Source organism: Paenibacillus sp. FSL W7-1088 (assembly GCF_037969855.1).
Taxonomy (GTDB): domain Bacteria; phylum Bacillota; class Bacilli; order Paenibacillales; family Paenibacillaceae; genus Paenibacillus.
On sequence record NZ_CP150216.1, the window covers coordinates 5,365,393 to 5,388,400 of the forward strand.

The window sequence follows — 23,008 nt, forward strand, 5'->3', positions numbered from 1 at the left end:
AAGTGCCATTGAAATGGAACCGTATACATAAAGAAAAACCTAATACCATCCATTCCATCGACTGGAACGGATTCATCCCGAAGCATATCGCAATTATGATGGATGGAAATGGAAGATGGGCGACGAGAAGAGGACTGCCTCGAAGTGCCGGGCACTATGCAGGAATGCAGACGATGCGGGAAACGATAAGCATGTGCCACAAAAACGGGATTGCTTCGCTCACTCTTTACGCCTTCTCTACGGAAAACTGGAAAAGGCCCAAGGATGAGGTCGACTACATCATTAGTCTGGTGGTCGAATTTGTACAGGATACAACTGTTCAGGAACTGAATCAGAATAATATCAAAGTTAATTTTATTGGAGATATCTCAAAATTCCCAGACGAAACACAGGAAGCGATGCGCAAAGTGGTGGAACTAACCCAAACGAACAGTGGGATGGCTGTGTATTTTGCGATGAATTATGGGGGTAAAAACGATATTGTGCAAGCGATCAAAACGTACATCGTTGAAAACAATGAAGAAAACAAAGAAACCCCGGAAATCTCCGAGGCGGAATTCGAAAAGTTTTTGTATACCGGACTCAATCCTGCCCCCGATCTGCTAATCCGAACCAGTGGGGAGAAACGGTTAAGCAATTTCCTATTATGGCAAGCCGCTTATTCCGAGCTCTGGTTTACGGATGTGATGTGGCCGGATTTCAACGAGCAATTGTTATACGAATCCATTCTGGATTATCAGCAGCGCAAACAAAGAGCATTAGACGATGTAACGCAGTAATCCAACATTGTTTCTGCTGATCCTCAGCTTAAATGAGCTTTTAACCAGGGAAGGATAATAGGGAGAACGGTACTGGGCTGCATCGCTTTGGTGTGATCCATATCCGCTCCCTTGATGATGTCGACGGTCCAGCCGAGGTTTTCAAGAACGGGTTTATGCTTTTGCAATCGTCCAGCGATATCCACCGTCACACTGCCAAATTTCTCACCATACACAATCGTATCTCTCTCTCCTGCAAAAGCCAATCTGGGGATATTCAACTGAGTTTGAATACGTTGGTCATCGAAATCAATTAAACCTTGATACAAGGTCGCAAATTGTTTCGTTTGAGCCGGATCGATCTTTAACTCCACGTTGTCCCAATCCAATTGATCCGGACTCAATTCTTCTACTTTCATTAGAGCTTCTGCTGAGTGTATTTCTCCCGATTCTTCATGCTGCTTCAATGCTCCCTCATATGTCTTTGTGGTCACTACTCGCATTTCATCATACGGCCCTTCGTATGGCGGGAATCCTCCCATAATGAGACTTTCCATGCGGTCAGTCCGTAGGGCTAACTGAAGCCCGACAAGAGCCAGCCAGGAGTATCCATAATAACTAAATCGATTCACATTCATCTGATCCGCAATTCGTAACAAATCCTGAGCGATATATTCAGGCGTAAAATGTTCCGGATGGGGATGTGCCATGTAGTGGCCTTCATAATCAAAATGCAGGATCTGAAATTCACCGGAAAGTCCGTCGATAAACTTTGCACTCAATTCAGGATCAACCCCCCATAACTTTAGGGTTTCGGCTTCTTGTCCGGTTACGGGCTTTTTGGCTGTGGGCAGCATAATGACGCTACGATCTTGCGCTCCCGTCAGACCCACTTCAAGCTGCGAACCATTTAACAAAGTAATCATTTTCTGCAATTGAACCAGTCCTTTACTGTTGATATCCTCAGTGTATAACATGGATGCAATCTTCCGGTTTTCAATATAAAATGTGGATAAAATATGGACTTTGGCGGGTTGTATGTTAGTGTAGCACTTGAAGGTTTTACTTGAAGCATGAGGAGAAGAAACATGAACCGAGCATATACACCTGGGCAGATTGCCACAAGGCTGGATGTAAGTACGACTACACTGCGACGGTATGAAAAGGAGAACCTCATTCCCGACGTTCCACGGACCGTCAGTAATCACAGGTACTATACCCCTGTTCATCTTCAGTCTTTTGTTGCCATTCGTTTATTATTGAAAGGATATGAGATTCCCGTTGTATACGAGGTTATGAGAAAAGTAAAACAGGGCGATACGATGGATGCTCTCTGGCTTATGAACCAGCAGCTGTACAACAGCCAACTGGAGAAGCAACGAATGGAAGACATATGGAAGATGGTGCAACAGGTGGATTTTGCTAACGATCAAAAGAGGGGAACGACGGAGGCGATGACGATTGGAAAAGCTGCCGAAGCAGCCGGGGTCAACACTTCTGCTATCAGGCATTGGGAAACCGAAGGCTTAATTTGCTCCGAAAGAGACCCTAACAACGGTTATCGAATGTATACCCGAGCCGAGTTAAGAAAGATATTGGTCATTAGCAGTTTAAGAAAATCCGTCTACTACATTGAACATATGAAAGAGCTTCTGAACACTGTCGGCACGCAGGATTATACACAGATCAATAAAGCCTTCCAGCTGGCCCTGCAAAAGCTTAACAACCAACTGACTCTGCAATTTGCAGGCGTGAAGGAACTTATGACATATATTGAGTTACTTCAGGAATCACAAGGATAACCTATTGGTTAGTTCTGGTTGGAAGTTTTAATGAAAGAAGCCCGACCATATCCGAGAAATTCTCAACACGGGTCGGGCTTCTTACTATTACTTCACGTTCTACACATGCTGATTTACAAGGTAGAAATAGCTTTGTTTTTCTCAAAGAACCTTGCATTATGGGACGATACCCCTGCCATATCGGAAGCGGTCGGCTCCAGATAGAGCTTGGCACTGTTTACTGCCAGTACGGCATCATTAAATGCACCAGCAATCAGACGGACTTTGCTTCCATAGGTAATGAAATCACCTGCTCCGAATATTCCCGGCTGACTTGTGCACATTCGCGGATCAACCGAGATACCGTAATCTTCACGTTCCAGTCCCCAATGGACCAAGTTACCGAAATCACGATCGTATCCATGGCTTACAACCACTTCATCCACTTCAATTGGCATGATTTCTTCATTGTCTACATGGACCAGTTCAACACGGCCTATTTTGTCTCCTGTACCATATAGGCGCGATATGCTGTAAGGGGTCAAGACTTGGGCAAAAGCTTTCATCTGGGCAACAGGCAGCTCATGTGCCGTAAACTCCTGTCGTCTGTGCACTACGATGACCTCTCGTGCCAATCCCTCCATTTCATTCGCCCAATCTATTGCGGAATCCCCGCCTCCAGAGATCAGCACACGCTTATATTTGAATCTGGACAGATCCGTAATGGTATAGTGCAGGTTCGTCAGCTCATACCGATTTGCGCCCTCAATGTCCAGCTTCTGAACCTGCGTCATGCCTCTGCCTGCACATAACAAGATCGTACGCGTGTAATGACGCTCTCCTGTCTTTGAGGTGAGTACAAACACTTGATCATCGCGTCGTTCCATCTGAGCAATTTCCTGGCCGAATACAATGGTTGGATCGAAGGTTCTTGCCTGTCTTTCCAGGGAATCGATCAATTTCTCACAACGAATCGGATCAACTCCACCTACATCCCAGACCAGTTTCTCCGGGTACGTACGCATAAATCCGCCCAATTCCTGTTTGGCTTCAATGATTTTGGTACGCATGGCTCTCATCCCGCTGTAAAATGCAGCATACATTCCTGCAGGTCCACCACCAACAATCGTAATATCGTAAATGTCCAATTGCTGCTCCGCTCCAGTATTCATTTAGGGCACCAACTTTTCAACGACATAATCCAACAAATTGGCCGACCCAATCGGACCCACACCTGTTACAAAATCACTCGTTTTCAGCGGAAAGACATGATTGTCTTTCACTGCGTTCAAGCTTGCCCACACTTTGCTTTCTTTCAGATTATCCATGGATTCCTTCGTATCATAGCCTTTCAGCGTCCTGTCTTCTAGAAAAATATAATCCGGGTTCATTTCCGGCAAAAATTCCAGGGAAAACTGGCTAAACCAATCTGTAGTGTCTTTGATGACTTCAGGGCTGTTCAGACCCAAGGTTTCATAGAAAAAGACACTGCTGCTTCCTCCTTTGGGACCCATGAAACGGTAACGATTGTGCTCCACTCGAAGAACCAGCACGGTTTTGTCGCCGATGGCTTGAGAAATTTTCTCCTGTGCCTGCTTCGCCTTCTCATCAAATTCAGCCAGCACTTTGGCAGATTCCTCTGTCTTGTCAAAGACCGCAGCCAGCTTCGGCATGGCCATCTGCATTTCACTGTTGGAATCCAGAGCGACCGTTGGAGCAATCTTGGATAGTTCATCATATACGCCTTGTTCCATGCCTACGCCCGCGCTAACAATCATATCAGGTGACAACGTGAGCAATTGTTCATAATTATATTGATATTGTTCCGCTTCAATCATTTGGACCCCATGTTCCTCAAAATAAGACGCACGATATTCCGGTTCAATCTCCGGAACAAATATAACCATCTGCGGTGTAACGCCCATCTCAATTAAGTACTCGGCATAGATAGAATCCAGTACAAGCATATTTTGAGGATTCGTAGGAATCGTCACCTCTCCAAACTGATCCCGAACAACCTTCGTTTCATTTTTCCCTGCCGTTTTTGCTGAAGCTTCCACTTCCTTATCAGAAGTACCGGAACAGGCGGAAAGCACCAAACTTAGCGCCAACAGCACCATTCCAAAACCCTTAAACCTTCGTGACATGGTCTACTCGCCCCTTATGTAATATTGATAATGATAATTATTATCAAATACTAGCAAATAGGAAGCGTTCCTTCCATAGGAGATGGTGCGTATTCCGTTGGATTATTGTGCTCTATCATACATTGGTGACCAGACTATTCACAATTTCATTCAAAATCATTTGGTGTCCGATAATTCCACGGCCATCCACCCACAGGCGAGTATCCACGAGAAATACCCTGTTGTTTTTTACAGCCTTCAAGTCATTCCATTGGAAGCTCTCCACCAACTTCTTCATATTTTCTTCAGCACTAAAGTGCTGCATGACTCGTTTCTCCACAAAGAGGTAATCGGGATTGGCTTTGGCCAACAAGTCGAGTGAGCAAGGATTAAACCACGCCTCCCCTGATTGCAATGGCTGCGGCAGAGTTAAACGGAGCTGTTCGTACAGTAAATGGGATACCCCATTAGAATGACCACCCATATAACGATAACCAAACGGTTCTACCCTCAGTACCATCACGGTAGTGGAAGATTGGACAAGATGCTGTAGTTGCTGCTGTGCTTTGTTTACTTCCAATTTCATCTGCGTATGAAGTTTATGGGCAGTATCTTCTCGATGAAACACGCTTGCCAGTTGATGGAGCAGAGCCTCCACATCGTTATTTAAACCGGTTATAATAGGCGAAATTGTGCGCAGTCTTTGCTTGATCTCTTCTGTCCAAAAGTTTCCCACAATCCATTCGGGCTGAACTTGCCGAATCTGTTCCACATCCAGCTCATATTGCGACACTTCCATCATCTTCACCTGATGCATGTCAAATAGTTCATGTTGATGTTCAGGCAAAAGCAAAGGAGTTACCACAACGGCATGTGGAATAATCCCCAAGTGAATCATCATTTCCGCACAAAGCGGGGAAAGACATACGATTTTACGCTGGGGCAGCGTTTGTGCATAATTTCTCGGGGACACACCCGTTAACTGCTTGAAACGACGACTGAAATAATGTGCATCCTCGAATCCAGTCTTCTTCGCAATGTCCTGAGATGTCGCCGTTGTTAACAACAGCTCCTCTTGAGCACGATAGATTCGATAATAAGCGAGGTAATCCAGAGGCGGCTTTCCATAACGCTCACTGAATTTGCGGGAATAATGCCAGGGACTGATGCCTGCGATCTCAGCCAATTGCTTTCGTGTGATGACCTGTTCATAATGCTGCTGCATGTAATCCACAGAACGAAGAATGCCTTGTTCAACAGTCGGCTCCTCTTCCATCAACTCCCGGTATACATGTTGCAGCAGTTCATACACCAAAAGCTGATTTCTAACCCGGATGGCATTGGGATCAGGAGAACCCGCTTCACTCCAATGTAGGCTGAGACTCGCCAGTGTGCCACCGGTTAATTTCACTTTTTGATACGTGTCTCCTGACGGTACATGCCATTCATATTTTTCCACTTCACCTCGATCTGGGAACATCGTGTATGTATCAAACTGAACATGCCATCCGGCCAGATCCAGATTGCCACCCTCAATCACTTCAATCACAGAGTTTTCTTGTACAGCAATTAACTCCCCATAAGATACCTGGACCCTATGACCATTAATATTCCAGATCGCTTTCCCGTCGAGGATAAGTAGCAAGGCATGACTTGAAAAGTGATGCAGCTTGCCCCCAGTCATCCATTGCTCTGTCAGTGGCTGGGTTGACTTCCATTGAGCCATCCACTCTATGTTGTTGGGCATTTTTGTTATCCTTTCTGCGGCCGTCGTGTTATTAACTCTACAATACACGAAAACCCGCACCATCAGGTACGGGCTTTTCTTAATTTATACGTGTTTCCGTTCCTTTCCTAACATCCAGTAGGTGAATACACCTGACACACAGAAGGAAACAATTATACCCACACAGACATGCAGCAGATTCAGACTCCCTACTTCCATAAATAGCGGAAGTTCCAGTAGACTTCCGGACCCACCCAATGCAACTGCTTTGACGGACAACAGCCCGAAATACAGCCCTCCTGCAGCACCGCCCAGCAATGCCGAATAAAATGAAGCCCTCTTTCTCATATTGACCGCATACATCGCAGGCTCTGGAACACCTAATAGAGCTGTTCCTGTTGCCCAGAAAGCCAGCTTCCTGAATTCCCGCCGTTTGCTTCTCAGCCCAGTAGCCAGTGAAGCTCCTGCTTGTGCAACGAAGGCAACTAACATGACAGGAAGAATGAGGGAGTAACCATTCACCATCAATTCATTGATTATCATAGGTAAAAGCCAGTAATGTAATCCAGCGATCATCATTAGGGAATAAACCGCTCCCAGTAGCATAATGGCAACAACCGGGGCATCATTCAGTAATGAATCGACAACATCCGGTAACTGCTGATCAATCCAAGTACCGATTGGACCAAGTATGATTAGAACCAGTGGAACGAGAATCAGAAACGTCAACAATGGAGCAAGAATTCCTTTAAAGACTCTTGGGCTTATTCGCTCAACGACTCTTTCCAGATAGGACAACGCACATATCGTCAAAATCACCCAAATGGAAGCTGAAAAAAAGAACGCTTGTGACACGATGGGTACTCCCATAAAGTGAACATCCTCTTCACCTGACAATAAAGCGGTCATTTGCGGGTAGAACATTAGTCCACCAATCGCTGCGGCAACATAAACATTGCTTTTTAACCGATAGGCTGTACTGATGGCTACCAGGATGGGCAACAGATAATACACACTATCTCCAATGGATTTAAATATCAGGAATGTCTGACTGTCCATCAACGAAGAGGAATCTGTAGAACTGTAAACGTTAAATAACGTAATGATGGCTAGCACAATCTTGAGCACTGCAGCGCCCAGGATGGCGGGCATCAGAGGCCTGAACACATCGGAAATAAAATATAACAATGATTTTTTACGGGTACGCCTTATTTCTGGCAGTGCGCCCCCTTCTGCTTTCCCCACTCCCATGCCCTGTAGCGTATTATATAGTTGGGAGGATTCGTCCTCATGTGATATAGAGCAATACTCTCCTGTTATACGAATATCGACGCCAAGATCCAATACATCAGATACTGATATATCCATTCGATTGCGGTCACGCAATATCAACGTAGTGGTATCCATGTCACGCTGCACTTGACGAATATTTTCCTTTCCCCCTGCGAGTTTCAACAGTGCTTCGATTTGCTTGTCATTCATATGTACCTTCTCCTTATGCTGCGGTAAACCCGAGTTTTATGATGTGCCCTTTTCTATATACACATTTCCATGAAAAAACTTCAATAGGATAAAAAAACTAATTCCCCTTTTATTTCATGGTTTTTGCGCAAGGTATATTAGCCTAAATTCCTCATGGTACAACAAAGAGCCCGTTCAACGGGCCTCTTCATCTCACCTCTCAGAAGTTATAATTCCTTGTTTTGTTCACTACTGAATGCTGCTTCCTGAGTATCTAAACCATGTTGCGCCTTCGACTCCAAAGCACTAAAGAAATTATCCAATTCCTCATAATTTTGGTTCTCATTTTTCTGTACAAGTTCCCGATAAAAGCTAACAACATCAAGAGTGATATCTGAATTGGACTCCATTAAACTTTTTATTTTCTCAAAGTTATAAGTCCTTTCTTCATCTTCGCTGGAAACAAAGTATCCTTCGATATAATCTTTTACTGCATCCAAAGGTTTATCCATTTCTTCCAACACACCTGCCCGATTATTGAGAATAACTCTAACTGATGGTTCCCATTCAAGAGCCTTCGAAAATGCTGCCAAACTTTCTTCCAAATAATTCGAATGTTCCGTTTCGTTCGTCGAATTTTTCATAAGTTGTGAGTAACAAATACCTTTATTATTATACAACCATGCCAAATTTTCTCTATTTTTATCTTGTATAAATATTCTTCTGGCTATTGATTCTTCTAATAGAGAAAGGCTTTTAAGTAACCAACCATGCCTTTCTTTTTTACTGCCTTTCGATATTTTAGCTTGCTCTAGATATGCTGTTCCAGCGTTTCCTGTATACAAAAAATCATTACTCGTGTCAATCTCAATCGCAGTCTCAAACATAACGGTAGCATCCATAAGAAGTCCTAAATGAAAATAACAGACTCCCCTCCAATTATGATATTTAGCCGGAATAAACGTATTCCCGGCTATACCAAAGGCTTCATCATAATACAATCTGGCTTTATCGTATTTTTGCTTCGATCCAAATTTTTGTGCCAAACTCATAAGCGGCTGAAAATCTGTTTTTTTGAGTTTCAGCAACTGTCCTTCTTTTCTCTGAAGCAATAAATCACGCTCAGGTTCCTCACGTTGGTCCAATACATCAATGATCTCCTCCACAAGATCCAGCACCTTCTCTTCATCATCAAACGATGGTATCACATCAATCATGCCATCCTCTGATATAATTACAATTACACATTTCTTTCCTTCTGACTCCAATTTGGAATAATATCTATAGGCAGAATTGAATCTTGCCCCTCGACTTGCATCTCCGAGTTCCGGCTGTGCAATCCCATCAAGAATGACTCCAATCGCATGACACTTAGCCTCCGTGTCGAAATAAATTGCGCCATCAATAGCGGTGAGGAACTTGATATGATCGGGATGTACTACACACGGTTCAATCAGAGTAGATTGTTTTCTCAGAATATCAAGCTCTTTCTCTGCAGTTGTAGAATCCGTTATGACTACCATCGTTCCATGACGCTGCTCACGTGCTTTTCGTATAATCTGTTCTAACATGGGAATATTGTCTGAAGCTAAGGGGGCACCCTCCCCCTGAAACGTCTCTCTCAAAATGGCGACCATACGCTCAGAAGTATACCCTTCTTCTCCAATTTTAGGATTTTTAAACATAACCGAAACCAGAGTTTGGTAAGTGAGTTCATAGTCTGTATTGGAACGATATATCGTCTTTTCACCTTCAAGAATAAGTTCCCCAGCAACATTTGGAGATTGATCAAAATTGATCGAGACAAGATTGTATTTTGAGATCCCTTTGAAATCAATACGGAAACTAGTTGTTTCCTTGAGTTTGTCCCACTCGATTTCTCCCACACCATACACCCAGTTTCCATCGGAAATCAGATATAGATGTTTCTTCACATTGGTCATTTCGAGCAATTTTCGAATTCTTTTAGCATCTTCTATACTAATTAAATCATCAGCTTTGAATTCGATTGCAAATTTAACAGGTCCTTGCTTTACTTTGATATCGGAATTCCTCAAAAACAGCATGGAACCAAATGGACTAGCTCCTTCATAAGTTTGTGTGGAAATGTCGTCAATGTTCTCTAATAAATTGTTGATATAATATTCACTTTTTACTGTATTTGAATACTCACTTACAATATTACTACTGCTTTGTTGGAGGATCATTTGCATTTTCCCAAAAAATAAACGGTTAATTCTCCTTAAGAATTGGACTTCGTTCTCTTGATATTTCCTTATAAGTTCATACTTACTACTATTTTCAGATAGAACCTTTAGCTCAAGTTTACCTTCTGTAAAAAAATCCAAAAAGAAATAGTCCAGGACCATTCGTATAAACGAAACCTCTGGCTTGCTGTAATACGTATGCTGCACATTTGGCTCCAGATTTCTGATTCCCAACAAATAGATAACAGTATACGGACCCTCTGTCTGCTGGCTAACTTCGAAGGTTCCTGCGTAAAGTAAACGATGATCTTCTATGTATTCCTTTGTGAGTTGAGCAGATTCGTCATTTGAAGCAGATTCTATGGACCCGGATGAGATTGGTACCGAATGAAACTGCTCAGTATATTGCTGAACATAGCTTTGCTTGCTTGCAGTGATGAGTTCATGCAGACTTTCCTTCGTTAATGTGTCTTCCTGCTGCACAAGTAATCCAAGCTCACTGTATACTTGCTTAATCTCTTGCAAAGGATCATTTACATACTCATATCTGGTAGTACATTCTGTTGGGTTCTTGTCGTTTTTAGCTTGAGTAGATATCGTTTTTTTGACTCTGCGAATTTCATCAGCTTTGTTATTATTATCAATGGCAATCGAGTATAACCGAAAATGAATCCGGTGGTTTAACCTTTTCAAAATAGCTTCAATATGTTGATAGATGATCGTGTTGATCTCTTCAAGTTGATTATATTGCATTTCACAACTCCTATTTTGGTTTTTTAACCCATACATCCTATCACGTTAATCGTAACCTCCGCAAGACATATCACATATGCACCTTTCTCTTAACAATGTAAAAAAAACACCATTTGACGGGTATCATTCTAACATTGATCCGTTCGTCTTACGACAATGCCAGCATGGCGCTCATGTCTTCCTTTGCCGTTGTAATCAGCTTCAAGCCAAACATATCCACAAATACATCCAACACACCGGGCGATATTAACTCAGGAGGTTTTGGCCCAATCCGGATATTCTGAATGCCGAGACTGAACAGGCCGAGCAGGATGGCAACTGCTTTTTGCTCAAACCAGGACAGGACAATGCTGACTGACATTTCTTTCACAGTACAGCCAAAAGCATCAGCTAATGCCATCGCAATTTTCACTGTAGAACCAGAGTTGTTGCATTGCCCCAGATCGATAGGCCATATCCAGATGTTCCTGCACATTAAAGTTGGAATTGGTCAACGACATGTACGAAGCCTCATGTGTAATGCGATCGACCTCTGGATCGTGATAACCGAACTGCCGTGCATGTGTTGGTGCAACGCACAGAAGATACCACACGTAATCATAGCAAACGAATGAGATTCACCAGACGCGGAGATTCTACCTATGGAGTTCATCAATTTGATAAAGTTTCACTGATTCTTAGCCGCCTGCAAGGTTATATAGACAAAGAAATCTAATATCCGAAATCTATGATCCAAGGAGCTGGTCATTTGCAATATTACAGACACAGTGCAGAGGAGACGCTTCAGGACGTTCAGAGTTCCACGGATGGGCTCACAACTGCTGAAGCTGCGAAGAGACTGGGGACGGAAGGCTATAATGAGATAAAAGGAAAAGCTGCAACACCCGTCTGGAGACTGTTTATTGAAAATTTTAAAGATCCCATGGTGATCGTGCTGCTGATCGCAGCCGCTGTTCAGATCGTCCTTGGACACCTGATCGAATCGCTAATTATTTTTCTCGTCATTCTGTTAAATGCGGTAATCAGTGTTGTACAGACCAAAAAAGCCGAAAGTTCTCTGGATGCACTCCGGCAAATGTCTGCTCCCGAAGCCAAAGTCATTCGTGACGGGCAGAAAAAAACGATTCCCGCGCGGGAACTCGTTCCCGGCGATATTGTCTTGCTGGATGCAGGGGACTATGTCCCGGCAGACGGCCGCATTTTGGAATCAGGCAGCTTGCGAATCAACGAAGGCATGCTGACAGGAGAATCCGAAGCAGCGGAGAAACACGCAGATGCCATCCCGGAAGAAGCTCCGATCGGTGACCGTCGCAATACGGCATTCAGTGGATCACTAGTGGTGTATGGTCGGGGTACGCTCGTCATTACGGGTACAGCGCTGAAAACGGAAATCGGTAAGATTGCCGAATTGATTGAAAATGCAGAAGCGAAGGAAACCCCGCTGCAACGCAAATTGGAATCGTTTAGTAAGAAGCTGGGCTTCTTTATCCTGGGCTTGTCGATCTTGATTTTTGCCATCGAAGCAGGACGTGTCTGGTTAACCGAAGGGACGGAAAATATCGGGCCATCTATTGTGAATGCTCTAATGTTCGCAGTTGCCGTCGCTGTCGCCGCCATCCCGGAAGCCCTTTCCTCCATTGTAACGATTGTATTGTCTCTGGGAACGAATAAAATGGCCAAGCAGCACGCCATCATCAGACGTCTTCCTGCCGTGGAAGCTTTGGGTTCTGCCAGCATCATCTGTACCGACAAAACCGGAACGCTTACTCAAAACAAGATGACTGTGGTGGACTATTACATTCCCCATGGCACCAAAGACCAATTCCCCGATGATCCCAAACAGTGGTCTGCAGAGGAACGCCGTTTGTTACATATTGCAGTACTCTGCAATGATTCGAATATTAATCAGGAAGGCAAGGAACTTGGTGACCCAACCGAGGTGGCGCTCATTGCCTTCAGTAACCGGGTGAACAAGAATTACAATGAAATTCGTGACCAGTTTCCGCGTGAAGCCGAGCTTCCTTTTGACTCGGATCGGAAATTGATGAGTACCGTGCATACATTTGAAGGACAGACGGCTTTGCTGACCAAAGGTGGCCCGGATGTCCTGTTCAGTCGCTGTAGTCATGTGTTTATGAACGGAGAAGTTCAGCCATTGACACCTGAGATTCGCACCCAGTTTGAAGAAAAGAACGAAGCGTTCTCCAAACGCGCCTTTCGTGTGTTGGCCTACGCCTACAAAAAGTTTGATGACAAAGATCAGCTCACGATCGAGGATGAACATGATCTAACGCTTGTTGGTCTGACAGCCATGATTGATCCACCGCGTGAAGCGGTATATGGTTCCATCGAAGAGTCCAAAAAGGCGGGCATTCGCACCATCATGATTACAGGCGACCACAAAACAACAGCCCAAGCGATCGGTGTGGATATCGGACTTGCAGGCCCGGACGATCTGGCCCTTACCGGAGCAGAGCTGGACAAACTTTCCGATGAAGAACTCGATCAGCAGCTCGAACATATCTCGGTGTATGCACGTGTATCTCCTGAAAATAAAATCCGCATCGTGCGTGCGTGGCAGCGCAAAGGCAAGATTGCAGCCATGACCGGAGATGGTGTCAACGACGCACCTGCACTGAAACAGGCTGACATCGGCGTAGCGATGGGCAGCGGGACGGATGTCGCGAAAGACGCGGCAGCCATGATTTTGACAGATGATAACTTTGTCTCCATCGTGAATGCAGTCAGTGTCGGGCGGATGGTATTTGATAATATCAAAAAAGCCATTGCGTATCTGTTTGCAGGAAACCTCGGGGCAATTATCGCCATTTTGTTTGCACTAGTGGTCGGTTGGGTCAACCCCTTCACGGCTCTCCAGCTGCTCTTCATCAATCTGGTGAATGACTCCCTGCCTGCCATTGCACTGGGTACGGAAAAAGCTGAACCGGATGTCATGCGGCGCAAACCGCGGGATATCAACGAAGGCATTTTTGCCGGCGGAACGTTGCAGGCTGTTATCACACGTGGTGTTCTGATCGGGGTGGCTGTCATCGTGTCCCAATATATTGGACTTGGGATCTCGGAGGAAATGAGTGTGGCAATGGCCTTTACAACCCTAATTCTGGCACGGAGTCTGCAAACTTTTGCAGCGCGCTCCAACACACAGACGATTTTCCAGGTCGGCTTCACCACTAACAAATATGTCCTCGGCTCCATCCTGGTTTGTCTCTGCCTGTATGGAATCACGCTGATTCCAGGGGTTCGCAGCATCTTCGCCATCCCGGCAGCCTTTGGCTGGAATGAGTTCTTCATCGCAGGAGGACTCGCTCTTGCCGCGGTCATTCTGATGGATATGATCAAATGGATTCGCAATCGTGGCACACAAGCTACCGCGTCCTAAAATGAATACATGCAAATGGTCATATGCAAAAAACGGCGTCCTGGTCAGGACGTCGTTTTTGTATAGCCACTCAATGAATCCGTATGACATTATTGCCATATACATAGATTGAGCGTAAAATGGTTTATTGAATTCATAGACAGGAATGGTTACGTGAAAGATAAAATTGTAATGCCTCTCTGGACTTGCTGCCTGTTCATCGTTGTGATGAACACCACCATGTTTAACGTCTCTTTACCCGTTATTATTCATGATCTTCAGATTACATCGGACCTGGGATCCTGGGTCATTTCAAGCTACTCGATTGGTTATGCCTTGTCCACGGTGATTTACAGTCGATTGTCTGACCGTATTCCGATACGCAAACTGCTGACGGTGGGCTTGCTGATCTTAGGCTTGTCTTCATTACTCGGACTATTTGCGCACAGCTTTGCAATCCTTTTGCTGACACGCATTTTGCAATCTGCGGGTGCAGGGGTCATGGCCGGACTTGGGCTTGTCATCGCGAGCCGCTATATTCCAGTGGAGCGGCGCGGAGCTGCCATCGCACTGATCTCATCAGGCAGTGCCATGGCGTTTGGGCTTGGCCCCATTGTAGGTGGACTCATTAGTGAATACTGGGGCTGGAATGGACTTTTCGCCATTACGGTGCTTGTCCTGCTTGCACTGCCCGTACTGCTCTATTTTCTCCCGCGCGAGACGGCCAAACCAGAGAATCCTTTTGATATGATTGGTGCAGCATTAACCGTGATTAATGCAACCACCCTTCTGGTTGCCATCACTCAGCAGTCTTGGTTATGGCTGGCCATCGGTGTCATTTCACTTGTTGTGCACATTGTGTATATTCGCAGGGCGAGTCTTCCTTTTGTGAATCCACATGTATTCCGAACACCCGGGTTTACCCGGCTGCTGATCATCGGCTTCTGTGTTCTGGTCGTAAATCTGGGCAATCTGTTCCTGATGCCGCTAGTGCTCGCTGATCTGTTTGGCCGTTCGTCGCTGGCTATTGGTCTGCTGATTGCTCCTGGAGCTATCGTCTCGGCATTCTGTACCCGTTTCGTAGGTCGCTGGATCGACCGGTACGGCAATATGCGTTTTCTGATGATCGGGCACATTTTGCTAGCCGCAGTCCTTGCTCTGTTCATGCTGGGTCTGAATCAGTCTGCCTTGATTATCACCGGAGGATATCTCTTCTTCTCCCCGGCACTCTCTGCCTCGATAGCTTCACTGAATAATGAAGCGTCTCGGGTGCTGCCCAAAGCGCAGATCGGTTCCGGTATGGGCTTGTTACAGTTGATACAGTTTTTTGGCGGTTCGGTATCCGTGGCTGTCTGCGGGCTATTGCTGCACAGCATTCCGGGTGTTCGAGTAGAAGAATCCTATCATGTTGTATATGGATGTCTGCTCATAGTCTGTCTGATTTCGCTTGTCATCGTGGTCTGGCATAACAAAGCTGCACGATCAACTTCTACGGCTACAATGACTGAGACTGGATCGGTCGCAAACTAGGATGTATTCTATATATCATTTAATCAAAACATTCATGTATTCGATTGAGTAAAAGGCCCGCGTATAGCGCGAGCCTTTTGTCGTTCACGAGGATATTCAAACGGTGAATCACTCCACTGAATCACTCGGTCTGGCTTTTAAACAAGCTATGAACGCATTGAAATTGGAAGCGATCTCTCGTACATTTTCCTCCAGAAGTTGCTGGGCTTCCTCCGGCGTTTCTGATTCACACTCAGCATCTTCGCGCACCATCGCCTCTTCATGATCCATAACCAGTACGGCAGGAGATTCTGAATTCGTTCGGTAATCCAATAAATAGTTGTTGCCGCTGCTGACACTCCAAGCAATTGGAATAATCCGGAGTGGATCGGGATTCACGTCGTCTACCAGATTGATGTTATTCGCAATGAACTGATCATCGAGAGCAGAGAAGCGAATTTCCCAATCGACGACCTCTCCATTTTCAATCATATCAAATGCTTGACCGTCGGCCTGCTGTTGAAACTCCAGATATTCGTGCGGAAACACAATGCCGTAATGCTTCTGAATGTTATCGATCTGCATATTATTCACACGCTCCCTCCTATACAGCCCTGTCATCGCACATCATTTTCCACCCAATGCTGCTTTCCAGGCTTCCTCCACCGCTACAGGAGATTTGCTGCTGCTCTCGCCGCCGCCCTCCTCCGTCCAAAGCGGTGGATAATACGCAAATACTTGTCCTGTCTGAAGCTGTCCCACGTCGTTCTGCCACCCCTTCCAACGAAAGGTCTGATAGTACTGCTCCAGATCACCATTGGCCAACCAGTTGATGAAGCCTGAATAAGCCAGTTCTGTCGATTCCCATTCCAGCGTGTCAGGGGCAAAATAATATACATGTCCCGTACGGCCATACTTGCCCATATCCATACCGAAAAATCCACCCGCAGCATCGTAGGCGACGATCATCATGCCTTCCAATGCAGGTACACACGGCTGGTCACCCACACCATTCCAACGGGTCAGACTCCCGAAAATACGGTCACCACCCGATCCAAGTAACGTAATCCAGCCATCATCCAACACAATTCCCTCTGTCTCATAGGCAACGGCTCCCAAATAGGATTTGGTGCTTACTTGGAGGTGATAGAGCGCATCCTCTCCGGCCTCCCGCTGTGCAGGAACATAAGTGTATTTATTTTGTCCATGGTCCAACAGCTCCTTGAGCTCCCCCCAAGCATGATGTTCCCGATCCACTAATTCGCTTACGGATAATTTATGCATGATCATTTCTCCCTTCGATCTACTTTAAATCCAATAAGGCAGGCCGTAGTTGCTCCATACGTTCACACTATTCCTTTTAAGTTTCAAGCTTCACCCAGATATGCTTGTAATCGATTTTCCCCCATGCATTTAAGGCAATGCCTTCAAGCATGGGGTGATGCTGGGCTCTCTGAAGACTGTGATACAGAAAGATGACATTCGAAGAACTTTTGAGCTTTTCCTGAATGTCCAAAAGCAGCTTCATTCGCTCGTCCGAGCTTGGTTCTCCCATGCACACTGTTAACTTGTCATCCACATATGCGATCAATTCCGGGCTGAGGTGATTACGCAGGAAACTGAAACGGGATTGATACAGCTCGAGCAGGGTCAGGTCTGCCTGCTCACCAAGTACTTCTCCAGCCATGACCAGATCGGCCCGTGCCAGCACTTTCGGGTCAGCCAAATGCTCAATCGGGAGCTTCACCACATTCAGTTGAACCCCCATCTCCTTGCATCGCCTGCTAATCCATGCGGCCGTTTTTTCATTCTCCAACCATTCATACGTGTACAGGTTCAGAGACTCCCCGCTATAACCGGATGCCTGAATCCGTTTTTTTGCTTCATCCAGATCAGAACCCGGTATATAATCCTGCTCAGCTCCACTGAGCACAAACCCCTCCGATGCACACTGCCTGATACCACCCAGTTCCTTAATCATTCGTTCTCGATCCAATCCCAGATGAATGGCCTGACGAAATAGATTATTCTGCTGAATCCCTGCTTTGTTCAGGTTAAAGGTCATATAGGTGCTGCCATTCTCCAACTGGCTGAGAGATGGTTCACTCGCAGATCCACTGCTCGCACCCCAATATAACAGCTGCATATCCCTGCTTGTCTTGTGTGATCCAGGCTGTCCTTCATAGTCCGGCCACACCCACATCTCAATCCGATCCAGATGAGGACGCCCTTCAAAGTAATGATCATTCGCCTCCAACACAAGCAGGGATTCATTATTTTTGATTATGCGGAAAGGACCCGTGCCAATCGGCAGTGCTGAGAAATATGGAGCTTTGTCGGCCCCCCCAAAATCTTCAGGCACGATCGAACAGCGATCCGTACAAAGAAAAGCTGGAAATACCGCATTGGGCTGGGCAAAATAAAAATCAATACAATAACTCCCATGAGTCTCTATACCTGTGATTAAAGAAAACATCCACTCCGAGGATGTCCTTCCTGACATGCGGGCAAATGTAAATCTCACATCCTGTGCAGTCATTTCCTGACCATGGTGAAACCGTACTCCCTTACGTAAGTAAAATCGCCAGCGGCATGATGATTCGTCCCATTCCCAATGATGAGCTAGTCCGGGAAGAATTCGTTTTTCCTCCGGATCAAATTTGAGGAGTGTATCAAATATCTGTCTTACCCAATGCGATTCAGTACGCCGCTGAACCCACGCGGGGTCCAGATGAGGGACTGGCCTATAAAAGGGAAAACGCAGCACCTCCCGTTCCTCCTCCTCGGTGCGCAAGATGCCCAGCTGTCGTTCCAGCCAATCGGTAAAGTCATCCTTCATTCGCTGCGTCCCTGAAGAATCAATCAGACGCCATGCTTCATTCAACTGCTCATTCTCCACAAGCTGCTTCGCTTTGGCTGCAAGCAGATCGGACACCGATACGTGAAAAGACATTCGGGATACATTGCCTCGTCCACGACCGGGTATCCATGTCAAATAACCGGATTCCGTCAATTTGTTCAACACAAACTGTGCATTACGCCTCGAGCAATCCAGTAGTTCAGTAACCTGCTCCATCGTGACTTCAATCATCTCCTGCTCAGCCACAGCCTCAAAGTGGGTGCGCAAGATTAGATAATGCTCTTCTGCGTCCATCTTCACTCTCCTAAAAGGCGAAATCGAATTGGTGAATGCTTCGCTTTTTCTTCCTCTTTTCCAAAAGTATAATGGACCTCATTACCACACGTAAAGAGGAGATTGTTATTCATGTCTGAAATCAACGTACACACTACACCTGTCACTACGTCCGCCCCATCCGTATGGAGAAATCCAAGCTTTATCATTCTGTTTGCTGCCAGTGGCATCATTGCTCTAGGGAATCAAATCTATGAATTGGCCCTGCCTCTTATTTTATATGAACTCACAAAGTCTCCTGTAGCGATGTCCACCATGCGTGGCATTGAATTTCTGCCGAACCTGTTTCTTGCCATGTTTATCGGTGTACTGATGGACCGGGTGCATAAGAAATGGTGGTCTATTGGCTCCATCGTGTTACAGGTTATTCTTCTGCTCGCGCTGTTTCTGTCTTTTCAATATGGTCAACCTTCCATTTATGTACTCTACGGTTGCGGCTTTATTCTGATGACACTGAGTTATGCTTTTCGCAATGCATCAGCAGGCATGGTCAAACAATCGGTGCCCACGCCACTGCTAACGTCAGCCAACGCGGCCTTGGGTTTCACCACAACGTTAATTACCATTATGGGCGCCGCCTTATCAGGAATGCTGTTGATGTTATCCAACTTGTATACGGGACTGTTAATTACCGCCATTCTGCTTGCGATATCCTGTATCATTCTATTACCACTGCACTCCGCACCTGTGTCCAGAGGAACATCTCCTCAGGGCTTCTGGGTGGACTTTAAAGAAGGCTGGATCGAGCTGCGTCGTAACCATATGTTACTGGTTATCAGCATTACGGTCATTTTTCTTAATGCGACCTCAGGTATGGTGGATGCAACCGTCATCTTTTATGCCAAAGACACTTTGCAACTGCGTAATCTAGAGCTTGGACTTGTATTATCTGCTGCCGGAGTAGGCGGTTTAATCGGCAGTCTGGTGGTAAGCTCCCTGCGCCGCAAATATTCGGCTGGTGTGCTGATTGTGGTGACCACACTGCTTCAAGGTTTCGCCTTTCTGATCCTTGGTTTGTTCCACTCCACCTACGGACTTGCAGTGGGTCTGTTTCTGTCTGGTATTTTTCAAACTATCAGCACGATCTGCATCTGGACATTCCGCCAGGAGTCCACACCACATCACATGATTGGCCGGATCAGCGGGATTACCGGATCTCTGTTCAAGCTCGGCATGCCCTTGGCTATATGGGGGAGCGGCTGGATCTCCGAGCTGTCCAATCCAGCGTTGGTGTTTGGCATAGCCGCAGCAGCGAATGTCATCATTTTTATCTGCTGCCGCTATAGTGTACTCTGGGATCGAAAAGGAACATAACTAGCAGTATCTACAAACAGGTGGCGAGATCACACTCACCACCTGTTTCTCTGTTACTCTGTTTTTTCTGCGTTCTCTACCTCTACTGAAATTCTATGAGCATTTTACACCCTATTTAACCATTCAAATCTGTTATAATCAAACTTCGTAGCTATTTATGAAGGAGGAATCATCTTGTATCGTATAACTACAATTGCACTCCTGGCCCTGATCCTGTTCGCAACGGGTTGTCAGAAGGATGACGCTTCATCTGTCCCTTCTCCCGAGTCTGTGCAGGTACCGGATACCCAGAAGATATATTACATATCACCACAAGGAAACGATTCGAACAAAGGAACCCTTAAATCTCCCTGGAAAACGTTGCAGCATGCTGCCGACCATGCTACCCCGGGAAGCACCGTTTATTTGCGTGAAGGTGTCTATCACCAAAAGGTAAAAATCACTCGTAGCGGCAATTCATCGGGCAATCCAACCCTCTTTTCCAGCTATCCACAGGAGAAGGTCATCATTGATGGTGAAGGTCTGTCGGTACGCGGCATAGAGGGTTTGATTGAAGTTGACAATGCCAGCTATATTACGATTCAAAATCTCGAAATCCGCAACTTTACAACCTCACTCCGGGGACAAGTGCCTACTGGAATATATGTTCACGGGGCAGGAGAGCACATTCAACTCCTGGGCAACACGGTTCATTCCATTGCCAATGATGCTAAACCTTCAGGACCGGATTTACAGGGCAGGGACGCCCATGGAATTGCGATTTATGGTACGGAGCATCCCCAAGCATTGCGGGATATTATCATCAAGGATAATGAGCTGTATGATCTCGTGCTCGGTTCAAGTGAATCACTCGCAGTCAACGGGAATGTGGATACGTTTGCCATACTGGACAATACGATCCATGATACCGACAACATCGGCATTGATCTGATCGGATATGAAGGAACTTCGGAGGACGACACTTACGATCAGGCGCGAAACGGGATTGTACGGGGAAACGAGGTCTATAATATCTCTTCCAATCTTAATCCGTCTTATGGAACAAACCTCCCCAATGACAGCAATTCTGCCGGGGGAATCTATGTCGATGGAGGCAAAAATCATATCATCGACCACAATCGGGTATACCGTAACGATATCGGCATCGAGATTGCTTCGGAGCATGCCGGGCGTTCAACCAGTCACATTACGTTGCAGAATAATCTGATTTTTCATAACAGGCTTACAGGCATCGCCATGGGCGGCTATGATGAGGAACGCGGCGCTACCGAGGACAGTACGGTTATGTACAATACGTTAGTGAAGAACGACCTGCTGGATGCAGGTAATGGGCAGTTATTCCTGCAAGCTCGAACGAAGAACAATACATTCAAGCGGAACATTCTCGTATCGGGCAGCGCTGAAGTGCTCATTTACAATGAATACACCAGTAATTCGGGGAATGTGTTTGATTATAACGTGTACTACTCCCCTGCACTACAAGAAGAGGCGCTGTGGGTCTGGAAAAACACAGAGTATTCCGGCTTCACCTCCTACATGGAGGAATCAGGAAATGACGAACATTCATTGTATGTGAACCCCCAATTTGTGAATGAGGCCAACGAAGACTTCACTCTCCAAGCTGGTTCTTTCGCCGAAGGATATGGCTACCTTGCACCGCGATAATGAATACGGAGGAAGAACAACTAATTCAAGTCAGCTTCTCCCGTTTCACACTAAATAAAAGAGCTTGCGCCTAAGGGCATTTCCCTTATGATGCAGGCTCCTTAATGTTTTCCTGTTTAACTATATAACCCAGCCTTTAATTTCTTACAAGCTCTGCAGCATGGGTCACCCGATTTCTCCCGCCCGTTTTGGAGGCATAGAGCGCCTTGTCCGCTTTTTGAAACAAAGACTGATCTGTATCCTCCTGCGAAACCGTAGCCGCGCCAATGCTCACTGTAATGTTATACTCGCCCCAATCGGCAGAGGCGACCTGTGAACGATATCTCTCCGCTGTAGCCGCAGCTTGCTCTCGATCACAATCCGCAAGAATAATGACAAATTCCTCGCCGCCATAACGCGCCACCACGTCCGTGCTCCGTGACACCGATTGCAGCAGGCCTGCCAGATTGCCCAGCACCAGATCTCCAATTGGATGTCCATACGTATCATTAATATTTTTGAAATGATCAATATCAACGACGAGAAGGGAGAAAACATACTGAGTTTCCCGGAAGAGTCCGAGGCTTTCAAGCATTTTATCCTGAAAAAACCTGCGGTTCTTGAGTCCGGTAAGCAGATCCGTCGAAGCCAGCGTCTCCAACTGATCATTTACCTTGATTAGCGCCTGCTGCTTCACCTTATATTCTTCGTGCAGTCGTTCAAGCTCTTTGTTCGCCTCATTTGTAGCTTGATACAGTTCCTGAAGTTTGGTTTTGGTATTCATAATATCCTTTTCATGCTCAATTCGTTTGCGCATTACAACTACGACACAGTCGATGACACTTTCTCCATTGCGAGTCTGGCGAACCCCGTTCAGAAGAACCGGAACATCCTGCTGATCACTGGTGCGGAAGGAGAAGTACATCTCGTCCACATGTCCATATAACTGAATATAGGGGTAGAAGTACGTATGAAAAAACAGCTTGTTAGTCACCGACATGGTGGACTCGATATGCCGGCCCAACATCTCATTGCGTTCATACCCCAGCATGGTCAGCAGGGTTTGATTAGCCGTTTTTATGATGCCAGCGTCAGAAATGGAGAAGTATCCACAGGGTGCCATATCTAATTGTATATCCATGGATGAACTGCCTTTC

At 45.8% G+C, this 23,008-nt stretch carries 16 protein-coding genes and 1 pseudogene; 6 read left to right on the forward strand and 11 right to left on the reverse strand.

Features of this window, described 5'->3' with window-relative positions; genetic code table 11:
- The first annotated feature begins 8 nt into the window (after window positions 1-8).
- A complete protein-coding gene (locus MKY42_RS24225; protein ID WP_256222323.1) occupies window positions 9-779 on the forward strand; it encodes an isoprenyl transferase in 771 nt (256 codons plus the stop codon).
- Between the two features lie 23 nt (window positions 780-802).
- On the opposite strand, the gene MKY42_RS24230 is transcribed toward MKY42_RS24225, so the two are convergent.
- Entirely contained in the window at window positions 803-1,735 is a 933-nt protein-coding gene (locus MKY42_RS24230) for an alpha/beta hydrolase (RefSeq protein WP_339845274.1), read from the reverse strand.
- Between the two features lie 111 nt (window positions 1,736-1,846).
- Here MKY42_RS24230 and MKY42_RS24235 point away from each other — a divergent pair, with 111 nt between their 5' ends.
- Window positions 1,847-2,560 (forward strand): MerR family transcriptional regulator, encoded by a 714-nt coding sequence (locus tag MKY42_RS24235; RefSeq protein WP_090903716.1) that lies wholly within the window; start codon window positions 1,847-1,849, stop codon window positions 2,558-2,560.
- A 113-nt stretch (window positions 2,561-2,673) separates the two neighbouring features.
- On the opposite strand, the gene MKY42_RS24240 is transcribed toward MKY42_RS24235, so the two are convergent.
- The 6 genes and pseudogenes from MKY42_RS24240 to MKY42_RS24265 all read right to left on the reverse strand — a co-directional run.
- A complete protein-coding gene (locus MKY42_RS24240) occupies window positions 2,674-3,711 on the reverse strand; it encodes an NAD(P)/FAD-dependent oxidoreductase (RefSeq protein ID WP_090903717.1) in 1,038 nt (345 codons plus the stop codon).
- Complete coding sequence (locus MKY42_RS24245; RefSeq protein WP_339845276.1) at window positions 3,712-4,686, reverse strand: ABC transporter substrate-binding protein; 975 nt, start codon at window positions 4,684-4,686, stop codon at window positions 3,712-3,714.
- Between the two features lie 115 nt (window positions 4,687-4,801).
- Window positions 4,802-6,412, reverse strand: a complete 1,611-nt coding sequence (locus MKY42_RS24250) for a helix-turn-helix domain-containing protein (RefSeq protein WP_339845278.1) — start codon at window positions 6,410-6,412, stop codon at window positions 4,802-4,804.
- 84 nt (window positions 6,413-6,496) lie between these two features.
- The gene (locus tag MKY42_RS24255; RefSeq protein WP_339845280.1) at window positions 6,497-7,873 is read right to left on the reverse strand and encodes a PTS transporter subunit EIIC; all 1,377 of its coding nucleotides are present in this window, start codon (window positions 7,871-7,873) and stop codon (window positions 6,497-6,499) included.
- Window positions 7,874-8,079: 206 nt separating this feature from the next.
- Window positions 8,080-10,812 (reverse strand): diadenylate cyclase, encoded by a 2,733-nt coding sequence (locus tag MKY42_RS24260; protein WP_179263572.1) that lies wholly within the window; start codon window positions 10,810-10,812, stop codon window positions 8,080-8,082.
- A 148-nt stretch (window positions 10,813-10,960) separates the two neighbouring features.
- Window positions 10,961-11,260 (reverse strand): annotated as a pseudogene (locus tag MKY42_RS24265) (hydroxylamine reductase); the annotation flags it as partial.
- A gap of 300 nt (window positions 11,261-11,560) precedes the next feature.
- Between MKY42_RS24265 and MKY42_RS24270 the strand changes: the two are divergent.
- Window positions 11,561-14,212, forward strand: a complete 2,652-nt coding sequence (locus MKY42_RS24270) for a cation-translocating P-type ATPase (RefSeq protein WP_339845287.1) — start codon at window positions 11,561-11,563, stop codon at window positions 14,210-14,212.
- Between the two features lie 153 nt (window positions 14,213-14,365).
- A complete protein-coding gene (locus tag MKY42_RS24275; RefSeq protein WP_179263568.1) occupies window positions 14,366-15,721 on the forward strand; it encodes an MFS transporter in 1,356 nt (451 codons plus the stop codon).
- Window positions 15,722-15,829: 108 nt separating this feature from the next.
- Here MKY42_RS24275 and MKY42_RS24280 read toward each other — a convergent pair whose 3' ends face one another.
- From MKY42_RS24280 to MKY42_RS24290, 3 genes are all read right to left on the reverse strand, one after another.
- Complete coding sequence (locus MKY42_RS24280) at window positions 15,830-16,285, reverse strand: SMI1/KNR4 family protein (RefSeq protein WP_179265814.1); 456 nt, start codon at window positions 16,283-16,285, stop codon at window positions 15,830-15,832.
- A 42-nt stretch (window positions 16,286-16,327) separates the two neighbouring features.
- Window positions 16,328-16,984 carry a DUF2625 family protein gene (locus MKY42_RS24285; RefSeq protein WP_179263566.1) on the reverse strand — a complete coding sequence of 219 codons (657 nt, stop codon included), beginning with the start codon at window positions 16,982-16,984 and terminating at the stop codon, window positions 16,328-16,330.
- 76 nt (window positions 16,985-17,060) lie between these two features.
- Window positions 17,061-18,854 (reverse strand): ABC transporter substrate-binding protein, encoded by a 1,794-nt coding sequence (locus MKY42_RS24290; protein ID WP_339845293.1) that lies wholly within the window; start codon window positions 18,852-18,854, stop codon window positions 17,061-17,063.
- A 111-nt stretch (window positions 18,855-18,965) separates the two neighbouring features.
- Between MKY42_RS24290 and MKY42_RS24295 the strand changes: the two genes are divergently transcribed.
- Together MKY42_RS24295 and MKY42_RS24300 are read left to right on the forward strand one after the other, a co-directional pair.
- Entirely contained in the window at window positions 18,966-20,207 is a 1,242-nt protein-coding gene (locus tag MKY42_RS24295; protein WP_090903724.1) for an MFS transporter, read from the forward strand.
- 174 nt (window positions 20,208-20,381) lie between these two features.
- Complete coding sequence (locus MKY42_RS24300) at window positions 20,382-21,872, forward strand: right-handed parallel beta-helix repeat-containing protein (protein WP_339845297.1); 1,491 nt, start codon at window positions 20,382-20,384, stop codon at window positions 21,870-21,872.
- A gap of 136 nt (window positions 21,873-22,008) precedes the next feature.
- Here the strand turns inward: MKY42_RS24300 and MKY42_RS24305 are convergent, their stop codons facing one another.
- On the reverse strand, window positions 22,009-22,992 hold the full coding sequence (locus tag MKY42_RS24305) for a sensor domain-containing diguanylate cyclase (protein ID WP_090903726.1): 984 nt from the start codon (window positions 22,990-22,992) through the stop codon (window positions 22,009-22,011).
- Window positions 22,993-23,008: the final 16 nt, after the last annotated feature.